This window comes from Streptomyces sp. 135, assembly GCF_020026305.1.
Lineage (GTDB): Bacteria > Actinomycetota > Actinomycetes > Streptomycetales > Streptomycetaceae > Streptomyces.
Map to the genome: position 1 here is coordinate 6,771,335 of NZ_CP075691.1, position 22,139 is coordinate 6,793,473.

Sequence of the window (22,139 nt, forward strand, 5' to 3'; positions counted from 1 at the left end):
GTGTTCTCATGCCGGGATCCCGTCGGGGGCTCCCGTGTCCATCCGCGCGGCCGGGACCGGCAGCACCGGCAGCGACGCCTCGTAGGCGGGCTGCCCGATCCCGAGGATCCGGTACATCAGCCTGCGTGTGTTGCGGGCGAACCGGCCCGGCTCCGAGGAGATGCGCCGCCCGATCCGCGCGTACTCCTCGGCGGGGTACTCGGCGCGCGCGTAGGCGAGTTGCTCCGGCAGCGGGTGCGCCGGGGACAGGGCGGGCGCGGTCGTGGCCAGTTCCGCCGCGGGGGAGTCGGGGTTGACGTCGGCGCCGGGGTAGCGGGCCAGCAGGATGACCGCGCGGGTCAGCGTGGCGTACAGCGTCACCGAGCCGTGGTCACCGAGCACCCAGTCGGCGGCGATGAGCGGAATGCGCCAGTCCGTTTCGGGCGGCAGCACGGTGATGCCCCGCCGTTCGGCACCGGCCAGCCAGGACCGGACCTGCCAGTCGCCGTGCCCGGACCAGACGTTGGGGTGCACCAGGACCGCGATGCGGTGCCGCGCGGGGTCGAGCTCCGTCAGCAGCCGGGGCAGGAGGGCGTCCAGGCGGTTGAACGACGAGCCGAGCCCCCAGGTGGAGGAGACGAGGACCAGCCGCTGTCCCCGGCGCAGGCCGAGGGCCGTACGGTAGCGCCGGCGCAGCGGCAGGCTCGCCACGATCCGGTCGTGACAGGCGTCGCCCACCACCTCGCTGACGGGCAGCGCCTCGGGGCAGGTGCGGGCCAGGGTGGCCAGATCCTCGCGGTGCGCGAGGGCCAGCGCCTTCGGCACCACCTTGCCGTCACGGGTCAGATACTGCCGCCCCAGCTCCCCGACGGTGCGCGGCGCCCCCGGGTCGCGGTCGTCCGTCGTACGGGACAGCTTGATGTGGCCCGCCCCGTGCGGCATCCGCAGCAAGGGGCCGCGCAGCCGGTCGATGCCCTGGGAACCGGCCGCGAGCACCAGGTCGAACTCCCGGCGCACCGCCTCTTCCCAGGGCAGCACCGTGCTGTTCAGTGCGCGAAGGATGCGCTCCGCTCCCGCGTTGAAGGCGTGCGGAGCGATGGTGAAGTGGGTCTGGATCCGCAGGTCCGACTCCAGCAGCGGGAGCAGGTCCCGCAGTCGGCTGCCGTAGACCTCGGTGTGGACGACGACGAGGACGCGCTTGCAGTGGGTCAGGGTCAGCCACTGCGCGTCGTGCCCGGGTCCGGAGAGGGCTCCGGACCCGGGTAACGGCTCCGTGGAGGTGGTGCTGTGCTCAACCGCCATGGTGTCCCCCGGTGGTATGGGCTCCCGTTGGGTGTTCGGGCTTCGGCCGGGGGGTGCCCCGAAGTCCGGGCGGAAGGCTTGCGCGGTGCTTGCGGAATCCTTGCAGTGCGGATCCGTGGGGCGGGCGAACGTCGGCTAGAACGTCAGCTTCCAGCTGTTGATGTAGCCGGTGTCCTGCGCCGCGACATCCTGCACCCGCAGCTTCCACGCGCCGTTCGCGCTCTCGCTCGACGCGTCGACCGTGTACGTCGCGATGACGTTGTCCGCCGAGTCGTTGCCGCTGGAACCCTTCAGGCGGTACGCGGTGCCGTCCGGGGCGAGGAGGTCGATCACCACGTCGCCCCGCCAGGTGTGGCGGATGTCGACGTCCACCTTGAGGGCGGCCGGGGCGTTGCCCGTGCGGCCGGTCACGTTCACCGTCGAGGTCACCGCGGCGCCGTTGTCCGGGATGGTGACGTCCGTGGTGTTCTCGTACGCGTCACCGGGCGGGACCGGGGTGTCCGTGCCGAGGGTCCAGACGGCGTGCGCGATGGCGTCGCTGTTGCGGTCCAGGGCGGTGTCGTTGACGTTCGTCGTGGTGTCGCACGACGAGTGGTAGCAGCGGTCGAAGGCCTGGCCCGCCGTGCCGCCCCACTTCTGCGCCTGCGCGCTGGACTTGGCGCGCTCGGCGCCGCTGAACAGGCCGCCGACGGGGATGCCGACGTTCTTGAACGGGGCGTGGTCGGAGCGGCCGTCGCCCTCGGTCTCGATCTCCGTCGGGACGTTGAGGCCGGCGTAGTAGTCCTTGAACGTCTTCTCGATGACCGGGTCGTCGTCGTAGACGAAGTAGCCGGCGTTCGGCGAGCCGATCATGTCGAAGTTCAGATAGCCGCTGACCTTGGAACGCTCCGCCGTGGGGAGGTTGTTCACGTAGTAGCGGGAGCCGACCATGCCCAGCTCCTCGGCGCCCCACCAGGCGAACCGCAGGTGCTTCGTCGGTTTGAGCTGCGCGCGGGATACCGCGAGCGCCGTCTCCAGGACACCCGCCGAGCCCGAGCCGTTGTCGTTGATGCCGGGCCCGGAGGAGACGCTGTCGAGGTGCGCGCCCGCCATCAGGACCTTGTTCGGGTCGCCGCCCGGCCAGTCCGCGACGAGGTTGTAGCCCGTGGCGCCGCCGGACGTGAACTGCTGGACGGACGTGGTGAATCCGGCCGCGTCCAGCTTGCCCTTCACGTAGTCGATGGAGGCCTTGTAGCCGGGACGGCCGTGCGCGCGGTTGCCGCCGTTGGCCGAGGCTATGGACTGGAGCTGCGAGAGGTGCGCCTTGACGTTGGCGAGCGGGAGGTCGGGTGCCGCGAGCGCGGGTGACGGGGCGGCGGGCGCGGCGATGGCGGGAGCGGCGGTGGCGAGCAGGCCGCCGATGGCCACGGTGGCGGCACCGACGGCCGCACGTCTGAAGAGATTCATGTGTGGGGCTCCGTATTCCGAACAACGAGGGGGACGGAACGTGCGAAACGCCCCGCGACGCGGGTGCCGCGGGGCGCCTTTGGAGCTGTGCGTTGCCTGATGTTGAGGGCGCGACGATCTCCCGTCAAGAGAGGAAACCGGTCAGAATACGGTCAGTTGCGTCCGTATAGCGGACAGCCCGGCGGCCGCCGCTCGGCGCGGGACGGCGTCAGAAGAAGACCCCGCACCTCAACAGCACATTCGCGTACGGGCGGGCCTCGCCGGTGCGGACCACGAGGCGGGCGCCCGCGGAGAGGCCCTTCAGCTCCTCGTGGGCGACCAGCTCCAGCGCCGGCAGGCTCTCGCGCAGCAGCAGCGCCGCCTCCGGGTTCGCCCCCCGGATCTCGCGCGCCGCCGTCCCGCCCTCCACCACCAGCTCGGCGAGCAGGCCGTCGAGGACCTCCGCGAAGGCGGGGACCCCGGCCCGGAACGCCAGGTCCACCACGCGCGGGCCCGCCGGGATCGGCATGCCCGCGTCGCAGACCAGGACCGTGTCGCCGTGCCCCAACTCCGCGAGCGCGCCCGCGAGATGGCGGTTCAGTATGCCCGACTTCTTCACGGGGCCGGGACCTCCGGGGCGGCCGCCGGAAGTTCCGAGGCCGTCGGGTAGGAGGCCTGCGCTCCCTTGCGGGTGACCGCCGCCGCCCCCACCCGAACCGCGTACGCGGCCGCCGTCGGCAGATCCTCGCCGAGGCCGAGACGCCAGCCGAGGGCCGCGGTGAAGGCGTCGCCCGCGCCGGTCGTGTCCACCGCGTCGACCTTCGGACTCGGCACCCGTACGGGAGACTCGGCCGAGCCGTCCGCGGTGAGCGCCCCCTCGGCGCCCAGCGTGATCACCACCGACCGGGGCCCGAGCGCGAGCAGCCCCCGCGCCCACTCCTCCGGAGCCCCGCCCGCGTCCTCGCCGAGGATCACGCGCGCCTCGTGCTCGTTGACCACCAATGGGTCGCAGGCGGCGAGGACCTCGGCGGGCAGCGGCGCCGGCGGCGAGGGGTTCAGGACGAAGCGGGCGCCGGGCCGCAGCGCGCGGACCACCTCGGCGACCGTCTCCAGCGGGATCTCCAGCTGGCTGGAGACCACCCGCGCCGCCGCGAGCACAGGGCCCGCCGCGCGGATGTCCTCGGGAGTGAGGCGGGCGTTGGCGCCGGGCGAGACCACGATGCTGTTGTCGCCCGACGGATCGACCGTGATCAGCGCGACGCCGGTGGGCGCGCCGCCCACCAGGACACCGGCGGTGTCCACGCCGGCCGCGCGCTGCGCGTCAAGCAGCAGCGTGCCGTGGGCGTCGTCGCCGACCCGGGCGAGCAGCGCCGTGCGGGCGCCGAGCCGGGCGGCGGCGACCGCCTGGTTGCCGCCCTTGCCGCCGGGGTGGACGGCCAGGTCGGAGCCGAGGACCGTCTCGCCCGCCGCGGGGCGCCGCTCCACGCCGACCACCAGGTCGGCGTTGGCGGAGCCCACGACGAGCAGCTCGTAATCCGCGTCGCCGGTGCTGCCGGCGTGGTTGTCGTTCATGTGCTGTTTCCTGCTTTCGTACGGTGCTGCCGCGGGGCGGCGGTCAGGAGAAATCCTGCACGTTCTTCGACGTCACGACCTTCACCGGTACCTTCACCAGCTCCCGCACCTGCTTGCCCTGCGCCGCCCGCACCGCGTTGCGCACGGCGATCCGGCCCAGCTCCTTCGGCTGCTGCGCCACGGACGCGTACAGCGTGCCCGCCTCGACCGCCTTCAGTCCGTCGGGGGTGCCGTCGAAGCCGACCACCGGCACGGACGTGCCCGCCTTGGCGCCGAGCGCCTTGACCGCGCCGAGCGCCATCTCGTCGTTCTCGGCGAAGACGCCGTTCACGCCCTTGTGGGACTGGAGGAGGTTCGTCATGACGTCCAGGCCCTTGGTGCGGTCGAAGTCCGCGGGCTGCTTGGCGACGACGTCGATGCCGGGGTACGCCTTGATGCCCTCGGCGAAGCCCTGCCCGCGCTCGCGGCTCGCGGAGGTGCCCGGCGTGCCCTGGAGCACGACGACCTTGCCCTCGCCGCCCAGCTTCTCGGCGAGCGTCTTCGCCGCCAGCCTGCCGCCCGCCACGTTGTCGGAGGCGACGAGCGTGGCCGTCTTCGCCTTGTTCACGCCGCGGTCGGCGGCGACCACCGGGATGTCCTGCTTGTTGGCGCCGCGCACGGCCGGGCCCGCCGCGTCGGAGTCCACCGGGTTGACGATGATCGACTTCACGCCCTCGCCGGTGAAGTTCTGGAGCTGGTTGGTCTGCTGGGAGGCGTCGTTCTGCGCGTCGGTGACGGTCAGGTCGACGCCCGCCTTCTCCGCCTCGGCCTGCGCGCCCTCCTTCATCTGGACGAAGAAGGGGTTGTTGAGGGTGGAGAGCGACATGCCGACCTTCGTCGAGGTGCCCGAAGAGCCCGAGTTGAAGAAGGAGACCGCGCCGATCACCGCCGCGACGACCACGGCGGCCACCGCGTACTTCGCCGCCTGCGGCCCATTGCCCCGCACGCCCCCGGACGTGCCCGAGGAGGCCCCGGGGGTCGCCCCGGCCCGCCGTCGCAACGTATCCAGCAGGACCGCGAGCGCGATGACCACACCGATCACGACCTGCTGCCAGAAGGCGGAGACCGAAAGGAGGTTGAGGCCGTTGCGCAGCACCGCGAGGATCAGCGCGCCGATGAGCGTGCCGGACGCCTTGCCGACGCCGCCCGCGAGGCTCGCGCCGCCGATGACGACCGCGGCGATGGCGTCGAGTTCGTACCCCTGCGCGGCCTGCGGCTGCGCGGAGACCAGACGGGAGGCGAGCACGATGCCCGCGACGGCCGCGAAGAGACCGGAGAGCGCGTAGATGACGAGCTTCTGCCGCTTGACGCGCAGGCCGGACAGGCGGGCCGCCTCTTCGTTGCCGCCGATCGCGTACATGGAGCGCCCGATGAACGTCCGGCCGAGCACCAGGGCCGTCACCAGCCCCATCACGACCATCACGACCACGGGGACCGGCAGCCAGCCGCCCACCGTGTCACCGAGGTGCGAGACCGCGTCGGGGAACGGGATCGGGCTGCCCTGCGAGATCACCAGGGAGAGGCCGCGGGCCACCGACAGCATCGCGAGCGTCGCGATGAACGGCGGCAGCTTGCCGTACGAGACGAGCAGGCCGTTGACGAACCCGCACGCCACGCCCGTGCCGACGGCGAGGACGACCGCGAGCCAGACCGGCAGCCCCTCCGAAGTCGCCGACCAGGCGAGGACGGTGGCCGAGAGCGCGGCCACCGAACCGACCGACAGGTCGATGCCCGCCGAGACGATCACGAACGTCACGCCGAACGCGAGGATCGCCGTCACGGCGGCCTGCACGCCCACGTTGAGCAGGTTCTGCGTGGTGAGGAAGTCGCCGGAGAGCAGCGACATCGCCACGACCAGGACGATCAGGGCACTCAGCGCGCCGTTGTCGAGCAGGACGCGGCGGAGCGTCGCCGCACCACCCGCGCCGCCCGCGTCACGCTTCACGGTTTCAGTGGCCACGGGAGCCCTCCGCTTCTTCTTCTTCGTTCCGTATGTCCGACGGGGCCGCCGTGCCGACGGCCAGCGCCATCACCGCGTCCTGCGTCGCCTCGTCCGCGCTCAGCTCACCGGCGATCCGGCCCTGCGCCATGACGAGCACCCGGTCGCTCATGCCGAGCACCTCGGGCAGGTCGCTGGAGATCATCAGGACGGCGTGTCCGGACGCCGTCAGTTCGTTGATCAGCTGGTAGATCTCGACCTTCGCGCCCACGTCGATGCCGCGCGTCGGCTCGTCGAGGATCAGCACCTTGACGTCCGCCAGCAGCCACTTGCCGATGACGACCTTCTGCTGGTTGCCGCCGGAGAGCGTGCGCACGTGCTGGCCGAGCCCGGCCATGCGCACCTTCAGCTGCTCGGCGATCCGGGCGGCGTCCCTCGCCTGGCCCTTGAGGTCCACGAGCCCGGCCCGGGTCGCCGAACGCAGCGTGACCAGGCCCAGGTTCTCCCGCACGGACGCGTCCAGGACCAGGCCCTGGCCCTTGCGGTCCTCCGGTACGAGGCCGATGCCCGCGCCCATCGCGGCGTTCACGTCGTGCCGGGGCAGGCGCTCGCCGCGTACGCCGACGCTGCCCGCGTCGTACGGATCCGCGCCGAAGACCGCGCGCGCCACCTCCGTGCGGCCCGCGCCGACGAGCCCCGCGAGTCCGACGACCTCACCGGCCCGCACCTCGAAGCTGACGTCGTGGAAGACGCCGTCACGGGTGAGCCCCTCGACGGACAGCAACGGCGGCCCCACGTCCGGGCGTTGGCGCGGATATTGCTGCTCGATGCTGCGCCCCACCATGAGGCGGACGAGTTCCTCCTCCGGGGTGGAGGCGGGCACCTGGTCGACGCTGCGGCCGTCCCGCAGGACGGTGACGCGGTCGCCGAGCGCGGCGATCTCCTCCAGGTGGTGGGTGATGAAGACGATGCCGACGCCGTCCTCGCGCAGCGCGCGCACGATGGCGAAGAGCTTGTCGACCTCCTCGGAGGTGAGCACGGCGGTCGGCTCGTCCATGATGAGCACGCGCGCGTCCAGGCTCAGCGCCTTGGCGATCTCGACCATCTGGAGCCGGGCGATGCCCAGTTCGCGCACCTTGGCGCGCGGCGACACCTGGACGCCGACCCGCCGGAGCAGGGCCTCGGCGTCGGCCTCCATCTTCCTGCGGTCGATCATCCCGAAGCGGCGCGGCTGCCGGCCCAGGAAGATGTTCTCGGCGACCGTCAGATCCGGTACGAGGTTGAACTCCTGGTAGATCGTGGCGATACCGAGCCGCTCCGCGTCCTGCGCGCCATGGATGCGTACGTCCTCACCGTCCACGACGATGCGACCGCTGTCGGGGCGGTAGGCACCGGAGAGCATCTTGATGAGGGTGCTCTTGCCCGCGCCGTTCTCACCCAGCAGGACGTGCACCTCACCGCGGCGCAGATCGAAGTCGACGGAGTCGAGCGCGACGACACCGGGGAACGTCTTGCGGATGCCTTCGATGCGGAGCAGCTCGCTCTGGTCACTCACGGGTCGCTCCTTCGGATCGTACGGAGGTGTCCTCGCCGGCGCTCTCACCGGTGGCCTCGCCGCAGGAACGCCGGACGACGAGGCGGGCGGGCAGGGTCACGGACCGCGGGCTCCTGCCCTCGATCCGGTCGATCAGCGCGTGCACGGCGGCCCTGCCGAGGTCACCGGTCGGCTGGGCGATCGCGGTGACGGGCGGGTCGGTGTGCACGAACCACGGGATGTCGTCGAAGGCCGCGAGCCCGATGTCGCGCGGGACCCGCAGGCCGCGCGCGCGGATCGCGTCGAGCGCGCCGAGCGCCATGAGGTTGTCGGCGGCGAAGACGACGTCGGGCGGCTCGGGCAGGGCGAGGAAGCGCTCGGTGGCGCGGCGCCCGCTGTCGGCCTGGAAGTCGCCCTGGCCGATGTAGGCGTCGGGCAGGGCGATGCCGTGCTCGCGCAGGGCGTCGCGGAAGGCCTCGACGCGCTCGCTGCCGGTCGTCGTGGCGGCCGGGCCCGCGATGATGGCGAGCCTGCGGTGGCCGAGTCCGTGCAGGTGGGCGACGAGGTCACGGACGGCCTGGCGCCCGTCGGAGCGGACGACGGGGACGTCCACACCCGGGATCCACCGGTCCACGAAGACCATCGGGGTGCCGGCGCGCACCGCGTCCAGCATCAGCGGGGAGCCGCCGTCGGTGGGGGAGACCAGCAGTCCGTCGATCCGCCGGTCCAGGAGGGTCCGTACGTGGTGGTCCTGGAGCTCGGGCCGCTCGTCCGCGTTGCCGATGATCACGCTGTAGCCGAGCGCGCGGGCCGCCTCCTCGACGGAACGGGCCAGCTCGGTGAAGTACGGGTTGAGCACGTCGCTGATGACCAGGCCGAGGGTGCGGGTCTGGTCGGTGCGCAGGGAGCGGGCGACGGCGTTGGGGCGGTACCCGAGCGCCTCGACGGCGGCGACCACGCGGGCGCGGGACGCGGGGCTGACCGAGGGGTGGCTGTTCAGTACCCGCGACACGGTGGCGACGGACACGCCGGCCTCGGCCGCGACGTCCTTGATGCTCACCGAAGTAGAGGCCATCGTCGGTCCACCTCCTTGTGGAATCGATTACACGGAGGATTGGAATCGATTACACGGGCCGCTGGCAAGAGGGAGAGGGGCGCTGGGGGGCGAGTGAGACCGGATCGTGATGCATGCGGGGGAGCGCGGGCTCAGATGAGCGGTCGGGGGCGGGCCCGGGCTGCTGAGGGCGTGCCGGGGGCCCCGGGCGCGTGCCGGGGGAGCGTGGGGGGAGGGCGGCCCGGGTGCCCCCCCCGCTCAGTTGAAGGGCACTGTCAGCCAAGGGCTGTCCGGGTCCGTGGTCAGGGCCCGGTGGGCGTGCAGGACGTCCGTGTACCAGGAGCCGAACGACTCCTCGTCGAAGTGGAGGCAGCGGCCCAGGACGTACCCCGCCGAGAACTCCTCCCAGGAGCCGTACGCCGACCGCGCGGCCCGCGACGTCCGCTCGATGGCGGCGCGCAGCTCCGCCTCGGTCGCGTACCGCGCGCCCCGGCCCCAGCGGGCCATCTTGGAGGCGCGGCCGATGTCCCAGGCCGCGATGGTGCGCACGAAGCCGTCGGGCGGCAGGAGCTCGTCGGCGCGGAAGCGGGCCTCGTAGCGGAGGATCTTCCCGACCAGGCCGCGCATGGCCGTCACGAAGTCGTCCAGTTCCGGGTCCTCGCCCGGCCGGTGCGGGGTGTCGGGGCCGCCGGTCTCCACGACGCGGTTGCGCAAGGTGACCTCGACGCACTCCCGCCAGCGCTCCGGGTCCAGCCGGGGGCCGACCTCGGCGATCACCGCGAGCCGGGCGCCGAGGACGAAGTCCCAGTACCAGGGGGAGACTTCACGCGTCAGCAGCCGCTCCTGGACGGCGAGCCAGTCCTCGCGGCCGTGCACGCCCCAGGACTCCGCCAGGCGGCCCACCTCGTTGTGGTGGCCCGCGCCGTGCCAGTCGAGGGTGTTCCAGGGGGCGCCGTTGGCGAAGCACAGGTGCGCGCCGCAGGCCAGGCCGTGCAGCAGCGGGCCGGGTTCGGGCGCCCCGGTGCGGCGGGTCTCGATGCGGTCGCCGAGGCCGTCGTCCCGGTGGTGGCGCTCGTGCAGGTCGGCCCAGACCCCCCGTTCCTCGTCGGTCGTCAGGTAGTACTGCTCGCACGGCGTCGCCGCGTTGATCACCAGGATGTCGACGTCGTCGGGGCAGCCCTCGGCGAGCCCGCCGAGCGTGACGAACTCATAGACGACGGCGGGGTGCGGGCGCGGCAGCAGCCCGGCGGTGTACACCTGCGCCGCCTTCCGGCCGTCCGGCAGGTCGATGGTGAGCAGCGGGCTCGCGCCCGCGCCGGGGTCCTTCTCGTGCAGCGCCACCGGCCGGTACAGGCCCTCCACGGCGACGGCCCGCAGGTACGTGTACGCGTCGTCGGCCTCGCAGAGCTCGTACAGATGCTCTTCGAGGTCGGCGGGCGCCTGCCAGCGGCTGCCGTCCTCCGGCGCGGGGACGAAGGGGAAGATCTCGTCGTGGAACTCGTCCTCGGCCTCGGCTGCCGCGTGCATCGTCGTTACTCCGGTCTCGGGTCCGCGTGCCGGGTGCGCGTCCCGGCGCATCCGAATGGATCTTGCACCTTACGCGGGGTCCTCCAGCCGCAGCGATTTCAGGCCGTTGATGAAGTGCGAGACCAACCGCCGGGGCGGCGCCGCGAGCCGCAGCGCGGGCAGGGCGCGGGTCACTTCCTCGTGGAACACCCGCAGTTGGAGCCGGGCGAAGTGCGCGCCCAGGCAGACGTGCGGGCCCTCGCCGAACGCCACATGGGGGTTGGGTGAACGGGCCAGGTCGAGGCGGTGCGGGTCGGCGAAGACGCGCTCGTCGTGGTGGGCGGCGGCATGGAAGACGACGACCTTGTCCCCGGCCGCCAACCGCACCCCCGCCAGCTCCGTGTCGCGGGCCGCGGTGCGCCGGAAACTGAGCACCGGCGGGTGTACGCGCAGCAGTTCGTCCACGGCCGTGGCGGTGCCGACCGTGCCGTGGCGCAGTTGTTCGTACGCGCCCGGGTGCTCGGCGAGCGCGAGCAGCCCGCCCGGCGCCGCGGAGCGCACGGTGTCGTTGCCCGCGACGGTGAGCAGGAAGAAGAACATCTCCAGCTCGGCGGTGGCGAGTCCGGCGTCCGTGGCGAGCGTCGTCAGGATGTCGTCGGCGGGGTGGTCGCGCTTGTACGCGGCCAGCGCCCGCGCGTAGTCGAACATGTCGCGCAGCATCGCGGGCGAGCGTGGGTCGACGGGGGTTGCGGGGGTGGCGGGGGTGACGTGGGTGGCGGGAGCGCCGCTGGGGCGGTAGCTCGTCGGGGCCGCTTCGGCCGCCCCGCCTGTCTCGGCTGCCCCAGCCGTCTCGGCCGCCTCATCCGGGTCCTGGTAGCCGATGACGCGCCGCGTCCAGTGCAGCAGGAGGCCGCGGTCGGCCGGCGGGACGCCGAGCAGATCGGCGAGGTTGAGCAAGGCGTAGTCGTCGGTGACGGCGGTGACGACGTCGAAGGTGCCGTCCCCCGCGCGTGCCTCCTCCAGACCCGCGGCCAGCAGGGCGCGCGCCCGCCCGCGCGCCCGTTCCTCGAAGCGCGCGACCCGCTTCGGCGTGAACGCCCGGCTGACGAGCTTGCGCAACCGGCCGTGCGCGGGCGGGTCCTGATTGAGCATCATGCGGCGAAGGAACGGCAGGTCGCCGGGGTCGGGATCACGGATCTGGGTCGCGCCCAGATACGAGGAGAAGGTGGCCGCGTCCTTGAGGACCCGGACGACGTCGGCGTGCCGGGTGACCGCCCAGAACCCCGGACCCGCGGGCCAGCCCAGTACGCCGGGCTCCTCCTGCCAGGCCACCGGGTGGTGGTCGCGCAGTACGCGGTAGCGCTCGTGGGGGACCCCCGCCGCGTACAGACGGGGGTCGAAGACGTCGGGTACGGGCGGCGTCGTCGCACCGCGCGCAGTCATGCCCCGGAGCCTTCCCGGCCGGTGTCGGCGCGCAGGAAGTCCTCCACCGTGCGGATCAGTTCGAGGGGCACCTCGTCCATCGCGTAGTGCCCCGCGCCGGGCAGCTCCGCAAGCTCCCCTCGCGGGTACGCGCGCAGCCACGTACTCCGCATCAGGTCCGCCGAGAGCGCCGGGTCGAGCGCGCCGGTGACGGCGAGCGCGGGCACGGGGGACCCCTCGACCTCGGCGTGGAAGTCCTCGCCCGCCCAGGAGTCCAGCCAGGCGCGGAACGCCTTGGCGTCACTGACCGCGAGCGAGCGGTCCACCATGCGGTCCAACCAGGCGCGGGGGCGCACACCACCCGTGGTGAAGTCGATGATCGCGCGCCGGTTCTCGGGCGTGTGCGCGGCGGAGGCGAACAACTCCTTCTGCTCGGGCGGCAGCGGCAGCCCCGAGGCGGGCACGGGCGAAACCCCCACGAGACGGCGCACCCGGTGCGGGGCGGCGGCCACGACGCGCTGGGCGACGCTGCCGCCCATCGAGTGGCCGACCAGGGAGAACCACTCCCAGCCGAGCCGGTCGGCGAGGTCGAGGACATCGGCCGCGCCCTCCGCCGTCGCGTACGCGCCGACCGCGTCCTTGGCCTCGCCGTAGCCGCGCAGGTCCACCACCGCGTACTGGAACGACTCCGTGTCGAGATCCGCGAGGACCGGTTCGTACGCCGACCGGTCGGCGAACCAGCCATGGACCGCGATCACCTTGTGCGGCCCTTCGCCGAGCAGGGTGTGGGGGAGCAGGAAGGAGGCCACATCGACTCCGATCGCCGGCACGTCCGGTCGACGCCGGTCGGCGCCGGCCCGCGACCACCGTGACCGCAACTCCACCACCGCGCAAGGGCGCGCGGCCGTGCCGGGCGCACCGGGGGTGAACTTGCCGGACGGCCTGCGGCGCGGTGCCGCGGTTGGTCAGAATGTGGCATGGCCATCCGCCGCCTCAGCTACCGGCTCGTTCAGGAGCCGGACACCGGAGCCGTCCGTCCGATCCCCGCCGAGCCGGGGGAACACCAGCAACAGGGAGAGATACGGGAGTTCGGCGCCGCCGTCGAGCGGATCATCGGAGCGGGCTCCGGGCTGAGCTACAGCCTGCTTCCGGACGGCGGCCGCCTCCTGTGCGCGGCGCTGCCCGGCCGGCGCGTGGAGGCGCTGCACCTCGGCGCCGACACCCCGGGGCCCGGGCCCGTCTGGCCGATCGACACCTGGCGCTCCGCCGCCTGGGACCCGGGCGCCGCGGAGACGCTCGCCGCGGGGTTCGTCGAGTCCGAACTTCCCGTGCCCGAGGCGCATTTCGACCGCGCTCGCCTCGTGGACTTCGCCCGGGCGCACGCGGACCGCGTCGCGCCCTTCCTCACCGACGTGCGCCGCCTCTTCGACGACCCCGCGGGCCGCCAGATCGTCCTGATCGAGGAGGACCCCGAGACCGTGGCCCACTGGGTCGCCCTCGCCTGCGCCTCGCTGCCCGAGGCCTACGTCCCCGCGCTGACGTTCACCACCGGGACCACCGACCCGCACGGCGCCCCGCAGCAGATCATCGGGATCGGCCCGGCCGCCGGGTTCGACCGCGCCGACGAGGCGACGGTCACGTACCTGTACCGCGTGCACGACGGCACCGGCGGCCCCCAGAGCCCGCCCGCCGAGTTCGACGCCTGGGCCGAGCTGGCCGCCGAGCGGTGGATCTCCGGGAACCCGCCGCGCCCCGCGCCCGGCGCTGCGGTACGCGCCGGTGACGCCTTCGCGCTGCTCCCGCTCATCTCCGGCGGGATCGGGACGGGTACCGGGACCGGAAAAGGGACCGAGGCCGGGGCCGGTGGCGAGGGCGCGGCGGGTGCCCTCTCGGGCACCGGTCTCGCGGGACTCGGCGGTGACCGCCTGCGCAAGGTCTTCGACGCCCTCACCCGGTCCGTGGTGCGGGGCGAGGCCGACGCCCGCACCCTGGACGCGCTCGAACGCCTCTGCCGAGGCCTGGAGGGCGAACAAACCCTCGCCGCCCGGTCGCTGGCACTCGCCCTGGTCAAGCACCATCTCGACGCCCCCCGCGCCCACGACGCCCTGCCCGACCTGACCCTCTTCGAAGGGCTGCCGCTCGGCCAGGAGGCCTGGCGGCAGCTGCGCGAGGAGTACGGCGACCGTGCCGACGACGCCCTGCGCCGCAGTCTGCGCGGCCCCGTCCCCACCTGGGCGGAGCCGCTGCGGCTCGCCCTCGCCGTGGGCGCCGACGGCGGCCCCGGACTCGCCGAGGCCATGGACCGGCTCGCGAGCAGCCTGCTCCGCCCCGACCGGCGCGACTGCGCGCACGCCGTGCGGGTCCTCGAAGAGGTCGACCACCTCCCCTTCACCCACCGGGTGCTGCGCCTGCTCATCGTGGACTTCACCGACCGCAAGCTCGACCGCCTGCGAGAACTGGCCCGTTCCCCGCAGGGCGACTGGCTGCGGCGGCACATCGACGAGGCCCCGCTCACCGTCCGCCTCGCCGAGGCCGCCGCCCGCTGGACCGGGCCGCCGGACCACCTGCGCGGAGCCGAACTCTTCCGGCGGCTCACCGAACTCCTGCCCGGACAGCGGGTCACGGATGTCACGACGCTGCGGCTGCTGTGGCACATCGTGTGGGGCAACACCCCGCCGGACCGCGCCGAGCAGCCCTGGATCGCCCGCACCTGCACGCCCCGCCTGATCGTCGAGGCGGACCTCGGCCGCCGCATCATCGGCTGGCTCGGCGACCCGGACCGCTGCGACCCCGAACTGGTCGGCTTCGCCCGCGACATGCGCGACGACGGCCTGCTCGGCGCCACCGACCGCCACACCGCCGACCTGCTCGTGACCGCCCAGGACCTGGCCGACGGCCGCCTCGGCGTCACCCGGTCCTCGCTCGAGCGCCTCGAGGAGCTGTTCCGCAAGGTCTCGCCGAAGAGCCCGATCCTGCGGCAGGGCATCGGCGAGCGGGTGGGCCGCGCCCTCGCCGGGGCGAACCCCCTCGACGTGTGCGAGCACGGACTGCGGCTGCTGTTCACCGCCGGACCCGAACTGCTCGGGACCTACCGCGCGTACTTCCTCGATGAGCGCACCAGGGACCGCCTCCTGCGCGAACTGCCGCACCGAGCAGCCGAGTTGGCCGCATACTTCCATGTCTGGCGGCCCCGGCGGCGGCACGGCGTCAGCGAGGACTGGCGCAGGACCGCCGCGGAACTGCTCGACGAGGTCCTCGCCCCCGTCCTCGTACACGTGGACGAGCACCACCTCGGCCGCGTGGCCACCGTCCTCCAGCGCGAGAACCAGGACGTACAGGAATGGACGGCATGGCGCCACCAGATCAAGCAGCGGTACGCGTGACCCGTCCGGCAAGGGCGGCCGGGGCCACGCACACATCACCCTTCACGCTCCACAGGAAAGGACCAGCGTGAGCGACACCAGCGAGACCGTCGTCGTCGACAACTTCCCCGGCGGCAGCATGGCCAGCCGCCCCGTGCACTTCATCTGGATGCTCGACTGCTCGGGCTCCATGGGCGTGAACGGCAAGATCGGCGAGCTGAACTTCGCCATCCGCGAGGCCATCCCCGAAATGCAGCAGGCCGCCCAGTCCAACCCCGCCGCCTCGCTCCTCGTACGGGCCATCACCTTCGCCAGCGGGGCGAGCTGGCACGTCAGCGAACCCACCCCCGTCGACCGGTTCTCCTGGGAGGACGTGCACATCTACGGCGGCACCGACATGGGCGCCGCGTTCAAACTGGCGGCGGGCGCGCTCCAGACCCCGCCCATGCCGCAGCGCGCCCTGCCGCCCGTGCTCGCCCTGGCCTCCGACGGCCAGCCCACCGACGACTGGCGCGCCGGGCTGCGCGCCATCGACGCCACCCCGTGGGGCAAGCGGGCCGTGCGCGTCGCCGTGGCCATCGGCGACGACGCGGACAAGAGCATGCTCAAGGAGTTCCTCGGCAACCCCGAACTGGAGCCGCTCCAGGCGAAGAACCCCCGCCAGCTCGCCGCCGCCATCCGCTGGATGTCCACCGCGGTCGTCAAGGACGCGTCCACCCCGAAGGTCGACGACGGCGCGAAGCCCGCGACGCCGCTCGACGTACCGTCGATGACCAAGGGCGAAGACGACATCTGGTGACCGGACCGCAGACGGCGACCGGACCGGATCCGGTGTCCGGCGCCCAGACGCCGGCCGCGCCCTGGGCGCTGCTCAGCGGCGCGGTCAAGGGAGTGGCGAAGAAGTACAGCCAGGACCGCGGCGTCGCCCTGGCCGTCGCCGGGGGCCGCGCGGTCGTCCTCGCGGTCGCCGACGGGCACGGCAGCGCCGCCCATTTCCGCAGCGACCTCGGGGCGCTCTGGGCCGTCGAGGAGTTCACCGCGTGCGCGCGGGCCTTCGCACGCGAGGTGGTCCGCGTCGGCGGTGACGCCGCCGGCTGGACCGCGCTGCGCGAGGAGGCGCGCCGCCTGCCCCAGCAGGTCGGCCACCGCTGGCACGAGCGTGCCCTGCTGTACGACCGCAACTCGCCCGCGCACGGCGCCCGTTCGCTGCCGGCCGGGCGCGGGGCCACGGAGCGCGACCGCAAGGAACCACCGGACCTCGCCGCCTACGGAAGCACCCTCATCGGCGCGGTCCTCACCGAGGGCATGGTGTTCTGCTGGCAGCTGGGCGACGGGGACATCGTGCTCGTCGACGACGCGGGCGCCCCGCACACCCCGCTCTTCACCGGCCCCGACATGGGCGACGAGACCGACTCGCTCTGCGAGCCCGAGCCCTGGCGCAAGATGCGCTCGCACTGGCAGCCGTTCACGGGCGGCGTCCCGCCGTGCGTGCTGCTCTCCACCGACGGGCTCTCCAAGAGCTTCGCCGACCACCAGGGGTTCCTGGACTTCGCCACCGGCGTCAGCGACCGCGCCGCCCGGCACGGCGCGGCGGCGGTCCAGACCCAGCTCCCGGACTGGCTGGCGCGGGCCGCCACGTACTCCGGGGACGACACGACCCTCATGGGCGCCATCGCGGCGCCCCCGCAGCGCAGCGACGAGACGTGAGGCCGCGCAGGCCTCGCGGGCAGAGAGGAACAGCATGGTGAACGGCATGCTCGCCGCCGGAAAGACCCTGGTGGCCGAGTCGGGGGAGAAGCTGAAGGTCGCCGAGCTCTTCGGCTCCGGCGGCCAGGGCGAGGTCTACCGCGTCACGACACCCACCGGTGACCAGGCGGTGAAGTGGTACTACCCCCAGCTGGCCGACGCCCGCCAGCGGGAGATCCTCGAAGGGCTCATCGCCAAGGGGTGGGACGACCCCCGCTTCCTGTGGCCCCGCTCCATGGTCATGGACCCCGAGGGCAAGCTGCCCGGCTTCGGTTACCTCATGGACGTACGGCCCGCACGCTTCTGCGACCTGCCCGCGCTCTTCCGCCGCGACCCCTCGGTGTCCGCGGCGACCATGCGCACCCTGGTCACCGTGGCGCTGCACACCGTCGAGGCCTACCGCGCGCTGCACTCCCGGGGCATCGCCTACCGCGACATCAACTGGGGCAACATCTTCTTCGACCCGCGCACCGGCGACGTCCTGATCTGCGACAACGACAACGCCGTCGTGGAGGGCGCCGAGGCCGGCGTCGCGGGCACGATGGACTTCATGGCGCCCGAGCTGGTCCGCGGCGAGAAGGGCAAACAGCCCGGCACCCAGAGCGACCTGCACTCCCTGGCCGTGCTGCTCTTCCTGCTCCTGATGAACGACCACCCGTTCAACGGCGCCCTCGCGCTGAACATCCGCTGCATGGACGAGGCGGCCAAGCGCCGGCTGTACGGCACCGACCCCGTCTTCGTCTACGACCCGTCCGACACCCGCAACCGCCCCGTGCCCGGCGAGCAGCCGACCGTCGAGGCGACGTGGGCCGCGCTGCCGAAGATCCTGCGCGACCTGTTCATCGACACGTTCACGAAGGGACTGCGCAACCCGGCGGTGCGGGTGCGCGAGACGGTGTGGCGCGACGCGCTCAGCCAGGTCCTCGACGCCATCACGCAGTGCGGCGTCTGCGGCAAGCAGAACCTCACGCAGCCGGACGGCGCGCCCCCCGCCTGCTGGAAGTGCCGCACCACGCTCACCCTGCCGCCCCGCCTCGAACTGGTCACCGGCACCGGTACGCTGCGCAGCCGCCGCGGCATCAGGCTCGCCCCGAGCGCCCGCGTCTACGCCCACCACCTGCGGGACGACCCCGACCGGCACGACTTCTCCGCCGTGGTCGGCGAGGTCACCGAACACCCGCGGCAGCGCGGCCGGTTCGGCCTCACCAACCGTACGAAGTCCGTGTGGACGGCCCGCAAGGAGGACGGGACCGTACGGGACGTGGAGCCGGGCAAGACGATCGCTCTGCGGTCGGGGCTGCTCATCGAGTTCGGCAGCGGCACGGAGGCCGTGGTCAAGGAGTGACCCCGGGTGCCCCGCGCCCCCGCCGCCTCACGGCCGCCCGCGCAGCCAACGCCCCCACCACCCCCGCCACCAAGGCGGCGCGGGCGGCAGCACAGGTGGCGGGGTGGGGCGGGGCGCCGCGGCAGCACCGCGCGGGCCGGTGCCGTGTCGATGGCCACGGCGTCGGGGCGCGGCAGCGGCACCGCGGTGAGCGCGCACTCCTCGGCGGACACGGGGATCTCCACCCGCCCGGCGAGCAGCGCGCTGCGCGGCACCCGGCGCTCCCCGCCCCGCGTCCCGTCGCTCCACGCCACGCGCACCAGGACCGCCGGCTCGGGCCACTCGAAGCGCAGCTCGGCCCGGTCGGCGCTCAGCCGCCGCACCGCCAACTCCTCGATCGGCGCCGGGTGTTCGATGACGACGCTCGGCCCGGACACGGCCCGCTCACCCAGCACGCTCACCGCCGTCACGCGGACGCGCCGCTCGGGCGGCGGGACCAGCTCCACGCACGACTCCGCGCCGACCGAGGCCACGGGGATGCGGTCCGCCGCCCCCACGAGGTCCGACACGTCCGTGCCCGGCGGCACCGGGCCCGCCGTCCAGGGCAGCAGCAGCCCGTCACCGACCGCGGGCGGCCGCCAGGCGATGGTCACCCGCCCGCCGTCCGCGTGCCGCCGCACCATCAGCTCCTCCACCGGCGAGGGCCACCGCTCGGCGCGCGCGCCGACCGTGACGCCACGGGACCACACGAGGTCGCCGTTCGGATCGCGGTAGCCGCAGCGGACCTCGTACGTGTACGCGCCCGGGGCGAGGGGCGCGTCGAGCAGCCCGTCGTGCTCGCAGTCCACCCGCACCAGCGACTGCCCGCCCCAGCCCGGGGCGTCGTCGGCGGCGCCCGAACGCGTCACCCGCACCTCGGCCGCCGCCGGGTCGGGCCGCCACCGTAGTCGTACGCCGCCCGGCACCACGGCGGCCCGCAGCTCCGTCACGACGGGGGTGAGCAGCACCGGGCGGGTGACCCGCGGCACCCCGGCGAGCCGTTCGCGGCGCAGCGGGAAGACGGCGTACCGCAGCGGGCGGCCCACCGGCGCGCCGGTGTCGACGGAGGCCGGGCCGCTCTCGACCGCCGCCGTCTCGACCGCCAGGTGCGGGGCGCCGTCGGGGAAGCGCAGGACGCGGTACGTGACACCGTCGGCCCGGCGCGGGGGCGGGCGCCAGGAGAGCCGTACGTCCCGGTCGTCGGCCACGGCGCCCACCTCGGCCTCCGCCGGGGCGAAGGCGTCGTCGGCGAGGAGCGCCGCCACCCGCAGCAGACCCGTCTGGGCGTCGGCGTCGTCCCTGGCCAGGCGGAGCGCGTCGAGCCAGGAGCGGGCGGACGCGCGCAGTGCGCCGGTGGCCTCCGACTCCGCGGCCTCGGCGGTGAACCGGTCCACTTCCGCGGCCCGCGCGCGCACGGAGCCGACGAGCGCGGCCAGCCGGTGGTCCTCAGGCCCGTCCGGGTAGACCGAGCCGCGCGGCAGCCGCGCCACGGTCCGCTCCGCCTCGCGCAGCCGGACCCCCGGCCAGACGTCGGCGAGGCTCGGCGGCGTGCCGGGCGGGCCCCGACCGGGAAACCCGCGGCCACCGCGGCGGCGAGCTGCGCCGCCTCGCTGCGGTGCACGCCGAGCGCCGCGGCCTCGGCGGCCCCGGGGCCGCGCCACCTCGGGAGCCGCCTTCGGTGAGGAGGCAGCACACCTCCCACAGGACGATGCGGCGCAGGCCCATCGCGTCCTGCGCGAGGACCGTCGCCAGGACGTCCGTCAGCGCCGCGGCCCGGGGGCCGCGCGGCTCCGGCGAGGCCCGCCACCGTGCGCCCGCCTCGTGGACGTAACGCGGGTCGACGCGCTGCCAGATGCCGCCGCGGCCGGGGAACCACAGGCCGTCCAGGACCCGGAAGCCGTCGTCCGGGTCGGCCCGCGGGAGCCTGCCGAAGAGGGCGTCCGTCGCGGGCGCGGCCGCCGGGGCCCGCAGGGCGTCGGCCGCGTGCCGGAAGCCCGCCTCGCGCAGGGCCTCGCGCAGCGCGAGGTATCCCCGCATCCCGGGCGTGCGCGGCAGGGTGTGCAGGGGCGGGCGGGCGCCGCTCGCCTTCGGGTGTTCGCCGGGGCGCAGGACGGCCATGGCTCAGCCGCCCGGCGCCGTGTAGAAGTACACCCGGACCACGGCGGTCTCCGGCCGCTTGCCGAGGTTGTGGAAGTCGTCCGTCGCCGTCTTCTCGGTGAACATGTCCGGCCGGCCCTTGCCGAGCAGGCCGTTGACGCGGTGGGCGTAGACCGTGCCGTTCGGGCCGCCGCCGAAGGTCAGCACGAGCGCCGCCGTGCGGCCCGACCACTTGCGGGTGCCCTTCGCGATCTGCGAGACGAGGTCGCCCTTGTCCCTGCCCGACACCTTGAACTCCTCGGGGTGGCGGTCCACGGAGCGGGGCCCCGTCGGGGTGGGGGAGGGGTCCTTGGACGGTGAGGGTTCGGGGCGGTTGCCCATCCACGGGTCCGGGCGGTCGGCCATCGACACCAGCGCGAGGACGAGCAGCAGGTCGGCGAAGAGCCACCCCGCGAGGGCGACCACGCCGAGCCGCTTGCCCCGCCCGCGCCCCGGCCGCGCTCGGGTCACGCGGAGCCTCCGTCCCGGGGGGCGGGCGGCGGGGAGACGGGAGCGCCCTCGGCGGGCGTGCCGTTGGGGCGGCCGTTCCCGGCGTACGGAATTGCGTGGGCCTGGGCTGCGACCGGGGCCGGGGTGAGCGCGAGCGCGGGCAGCGCTCCGGCGAGCGTGTCCATGCGGGCGTCGAGGCGGGCCGCCGCGTCCTGCCAGTGGGCGGCCGCCGCGTCCCACCGCTCCGTGGCCTCGCGCATGCCGTCCACCGCGTCGCCCGTGCGGCCGGTGCTCGACACCAGGGCCTGCGAGGCCGCTTCCGTCGCCTTCGCCACCGACTCCGACTTCGCGACGAGTGACTGCTGGGCGGCGACCAGGGCCTTCAGGGAGGCCTCGACCGTGTCGCCCGCCGCCTTGACGTGGTCGGCGATCCCGCGGGCCGCGAGCGCGTTGGCCCGGCCCGCCTTGGCGGTCGCCGCCGTACCGTCGCGCAGGGCGGTGTCGATGCGGTCCGCGACGGCGCCGAGCTTCGGCACTTCCTTGGTGAGGGACAGGGCCGCGTTCTTCAGCGCGTCCGTGGCCTGCCCCACGGACGCCGTCGCGCCGCTGAGCGCCTTGTGGCTCCGCTCGGCCTTCGCCGCCAGGTCGCCCATCTCCTTGGCGGCCTTCGTCAGCTCGGTCGTGAACTGCTGCGGGGAGGCGCTGCGGTGCGGCGCGAGCAGCATCTGCGTACGGGTGAGCACCGACGCCAGCTCGGCGAGCAGCCGCTCCTTCTCGGCCTCCCGCGCCGCGTCGTCGTGCTCCGCGTGGGCCCGCACGCGCGCGTGCCACACCGACAGGCCCACGAGCAGGGCGATGAGCACGACGGCCATCAGGGCCACGTTCTCGAACCGGCCGAACGACGACAGGTGCCCGCCGAAGCCCGACTGCCACAGCTGGAGGAAGGGGCGCGTCGCCTGCTTGCGGTCCTCCTCGGCCAGCTCGCCGTACGCCCGCACGGCCTCCCGCAGGCCGAACCAGGTGATCAGGAGCGGGACGAAGACGAGGATCCCGAGGGCCGCCTCCAGGAGGCGGTCGCGGCGCCCCGAGGTCTGTTCGGGCGGTGTCCGCACACTCTCCGGTCGTACGTATGTCTGTACGAGGTCGAGCTCCGCCCAGCTGTCGAGCCGGGTCATCGAGCCCAGGTCCCGGTGCAGGGCGGTCAGTTCGGCGCCGCGCGGCTCCAGGGCCGGCAGGGCCGCAAGCCGCCGCAACTCCTTGATGATCAAGGCTTTGTCGAGCAGTTGTGCGGGCGTCAAGCGGGTTCCTCC

The 22,139-nt window shown here is 73.9% G+C and carries 17 protein-coding genes; 4 read left to right on the plus strand and 13 right to left on the minus strand.

Features of this window, described 5'->3' with window-relative positions:
* Positions 1-6: 6 nt before the first annotated feature.
* From KKZ08_RS30460 to KKZ08_RS30505, 10 genes are all read right to left on the minus strand, one after another.
* The gene (locus KKZ08_RS30460) at positions 7-1,281 is read right to left on the minus strand and encodes a hypothetical protein (RefSeq protein WP_223777476.1); all 1,275 of its coding nucleotides are present in this window, start codon (positions 1,279-1,281) and stop codon (positions 7-9) included.
* A gap of 135 nt (positions 1,282-1,416) precedes the next feature.
* Complete coding sequence (locus KKZ08_RS30465) at positions 1,417-2,727, minus strand: M28 family metallopeptidase (protein ID WP_223777477.1); 1,311 nt, start codon at positions 2,725-2,727, stop codon at positions 1,417-1,419.
* A 208-nt stretch (positions 2,728-2,935) separates the two neighbouring features.
* Positions 2,936-3,325 (minus strand): D-ribose pyranase, encoded by a 390-nt coding sequence (rbsD, locus tag KKZ08_RS30470; protein WP_223777478.1) that lies wholly within the window; start codon positions 3,323-3,325, stop codon positions 2,936-2,938.
* Positions 3,322-4,278 (minus strand): ribokinase, encoded by a 957-nt coding sequence (locus KKZ08_RS30475; RefSeq protein WP_223777479.1) that lies wholly within the window; start codon positions 4,276-4,278, stop codon positions 3,322-3,324. Before KKZ08_RS30475 ends, rbsD begins: the two co-directional genes overlap by 4 nt.
* 43 nt (positions 4,279-4,321) lie before the next feature.
* Positions 4,322-6,277: a substrate-binding domain-containing protein gene (locus KKZ08_RS30480; protein WP_223777480.1), complete on the minus strand. Its 1,956-nt coding sequence runs from the start codon at positions 6,275-6,277 to the stop codon at positions 4,322-4,324.
* On the minus strand, positions 6,267-7,811 hold the full coding sequence (locus KKZ08_RS30485) for a sugar ABC transporter ATP-binding protein (RefSeq protein ID WP_223777481.1): 1,545 nt from the start codon (positions 7,809-7,811) through the stop codon (positions 6,267-6,269). The genes KKZ08_RS30480 and KKZ08_RS30485 overlap by 11 nt, the downstream gene beginning before the upstream one ends.
* Positions 7,804-8,865 carry a LacI family DNA-binding transcriptional regulator gene (locus KKZ08_RS30490; protein ID WP_223777482.1) on the minus strand — a complete coding sequence of 354 codons (1,062 nt, stop codon included), beginning with the start codon at positions 8,863-8,865 and terminating at the stop codon, positions 7,804-7,806. The genes KKZ08_RS30485 and KKZ08_RS30490 overlap by 8 nt, the downstream gene beginning before the upstream one ends.
* A 237-nt stretch (positions 8,866-9,102) precedes the next feature.
* A complete protein-coding gene (locus KKZ08_RS30495) occupies positions 9,103-10,371 on the minus strand; it encodes a DUF1266 domain-containing protein (RefSeq protein WP_223777483.1) in 1,269 nt (422 codons plus the stop codon).
* Between the two features lie 69 nt (positions 10,372-10,440).
* Entirely contained in the window at positions 10,441-11,793 is a 1,353-nt protein-coding gene (locus tag KKZ08_RS30500) for a cytochrome P450 (protein WP_223777484.1), read from the minus strand.
* Entirely contained in the window at positions 11,790-12,581 is a 792-nt protein-coding gene (locus KKZ08_RS30505; protein ID WP_223779250.1) for an alpha/beta hydrolase, read from the minus strand. The genes KKZ08_RS30500 and KKZ08_RS30505 overlap by 4 nt, the downstream gene beginning before the upstream one ends.
* A 168-nt stretch (positions 12,582-12,749) precedes the next feature.
* Here KKZ08_RS30505 and KKZ08_RS30510 point away from each other — a divergent pair, with 168 nt between their 5' ends.
* From KKZ08_RS30510 to KKZ08_RS30525, 4 genes are all read left to right on the plus strand, one after another.
* The gene (locus KKZ08_RS30510; protein ID WP_223777485.1) at positions 12,750-15,155 is read left to right on the plus strand and encodes a GTPase-associated protein 1-related protein; all 2,406 of its coding nucleotides are present in this window, start codon (positions 12,750-12,752) and stop codon (positions 15,153-15,155) included.
* A 118-nt stretch (positions 15,156-15,273) separates the two neighbouring features.
* Positions 15,274-15,933, plus strand: a complete 660-nt coding sequence (locus KKZ08_RS30515; protein WP_223779251.1) for a tellurium resistance protein — start codon at positions 15,274-15,276, stop codon at positions 15,931-15,933.
* The gene (locus tag KKZ08_RS30520) at positions 15,930-16,841 is read left to right on the plus strand and encodes a protein phosphatase 2C domain-containing protein (RefSeq protein WP_223777486.1); all 912 of its coding nucleotides are present in this window, start codon (positions 15,930-15,932) and stop codon (positions 16,839-16,841) included. Before KKZ08_RS30515 ends, KKZ08_RS30520 begins: the two co-directional genes overlap by 4 nt.
* Positions 16,842-16,875: 34 nt before the next feature.
* The gene (locus tag KKZ08_RS30525; RefSeq protein WP_223777487.1) at positions 16,876-18,225 is read left to right on the plus strand and encodes a serine/threonine-protein kinase; all 1,350 of its coding nucleotides are present in this window, start codon (positions 16,876-16,878) and stop codon (positions 18,223-18,225) included.
* A gap of 1,464 nt (positions 18,226-19,689) precedes the next feature.
* Here the strand turns inward: KKZ08_RS30525 and KKZ08_RS30530 are convergent.
* The 3 genes from KKZ08_RS30530 to KKZ08_RS30540 are packed head-to-tail and all read right to left on the minus strand — an operon-like array spanning position 19,690 to position 22,127.
* A complete protein-coding gene (locus KKZ08_RS30530; protein WP_223777488.1) occupies positions 19,690-20,361 on the minus strand; it encodes a hypothetical protein in 672 nt (223 codons plus the stop codon).
* A gap of 3 nt (positions 20,362-20,364) precedes the next feature.
* On the minus strand, positions 20,365-20,850 hold the full coding sequence (locus tag KKZ08_RS30535; RefSeq protein ID WP_223777489.1) for a hypothetical protein: 486 nt from the start codon (positions 20,848-20,850) through the stop codon (positions 20,365-20,367).
* Positions 20,847-22,127 (minus strand): hypothetical protein, encoded by a 1,281-nt coding sequence (locus tag KKZ08_RS30540; RefSeq protein ID WP_223777490.1) that lies wholly within the window; start codon positions 22,125-22,127, stop codon positions 20,847-20,849. The genes KKZ08_RS30535 and KKZ08_RS30540 overlap by 4 nt, the downstream gene beginning before the upstream one ends.
* Positions 22,128-22,139: the final 12 nt, after the last annotated feature.

Coding starts and splice junctions, on each gene's coding strand:
- KKZ08_RS30460 (WP_223777476.1), bottom strand. CDS start 1,281: ATGGCGGTTGAGCACAGCACCACCTCCACGGAGCCGTTACCCGGGTCC.
- KKZ08_RS30465 (WP_223777477.1), bottom strand. CDS start 2,727: ATGAATCTCTTCAGACGTGCGGCCGTCGGTGCCGCCACCGTGGCCATC.
- KKZ08_RS30475 (WP_223777479.1), bottom strand. CDS start 4,278: ATGAACGACAACCACGCCGGCAGCACCGGCGACGCGGATTACGAGCTG.
- KKZ08_RS30490 (WP_223777482.1), bottom strand. CDS start 8,865: ATGGCCTCTACTTCGGTGAGCATCAAGGACGTCGCGGCCGAGGCCGGC.
- KKZ08_RS30495 (WP_223777483.1), bottom strand. CDS start 10,371: ATGCACGCGGCAGCCGAGGCCGAGGACGAGTTCCACGACGAGATCTTC.
- KKZ08_RS30500 (WP_223777484.1), bottom strand. CDS start 11,793: ATGACTGCGCGCGGTGCGACGACGCCGCCCGTACCCGACGTCTTCGAC.
- KKZ08_RS30510 (WP_223777485.1), top strand. CDS start 12,750: ATGGCCATCCGCCGCCTCAGCTACCGGCTCGTTCAGGAGCCGGACACC.
- KKZ08_RS30515 (WP_223779251.1), top strand. CDS start 15,274: ATGGCCAGCCGCCCCGTGCACTTCATCTGGATGCTCGACTGCTCGGGC.
- KKZ08_RS30525 (WP_223777487.1), top strand. CDS start 16,876: ATGGTGAACGGCATGCTCGCCGCCGGAAAGACCCTGGTGGCCGAGTCG.
- KKZ08_RS30530 (WP_223777488.1), bottom strand. CDS start 20,361: ATGGCCGTCCTGCGCCCCGGCGAACACCCGAAGGCGAGCGGCGCCCGC.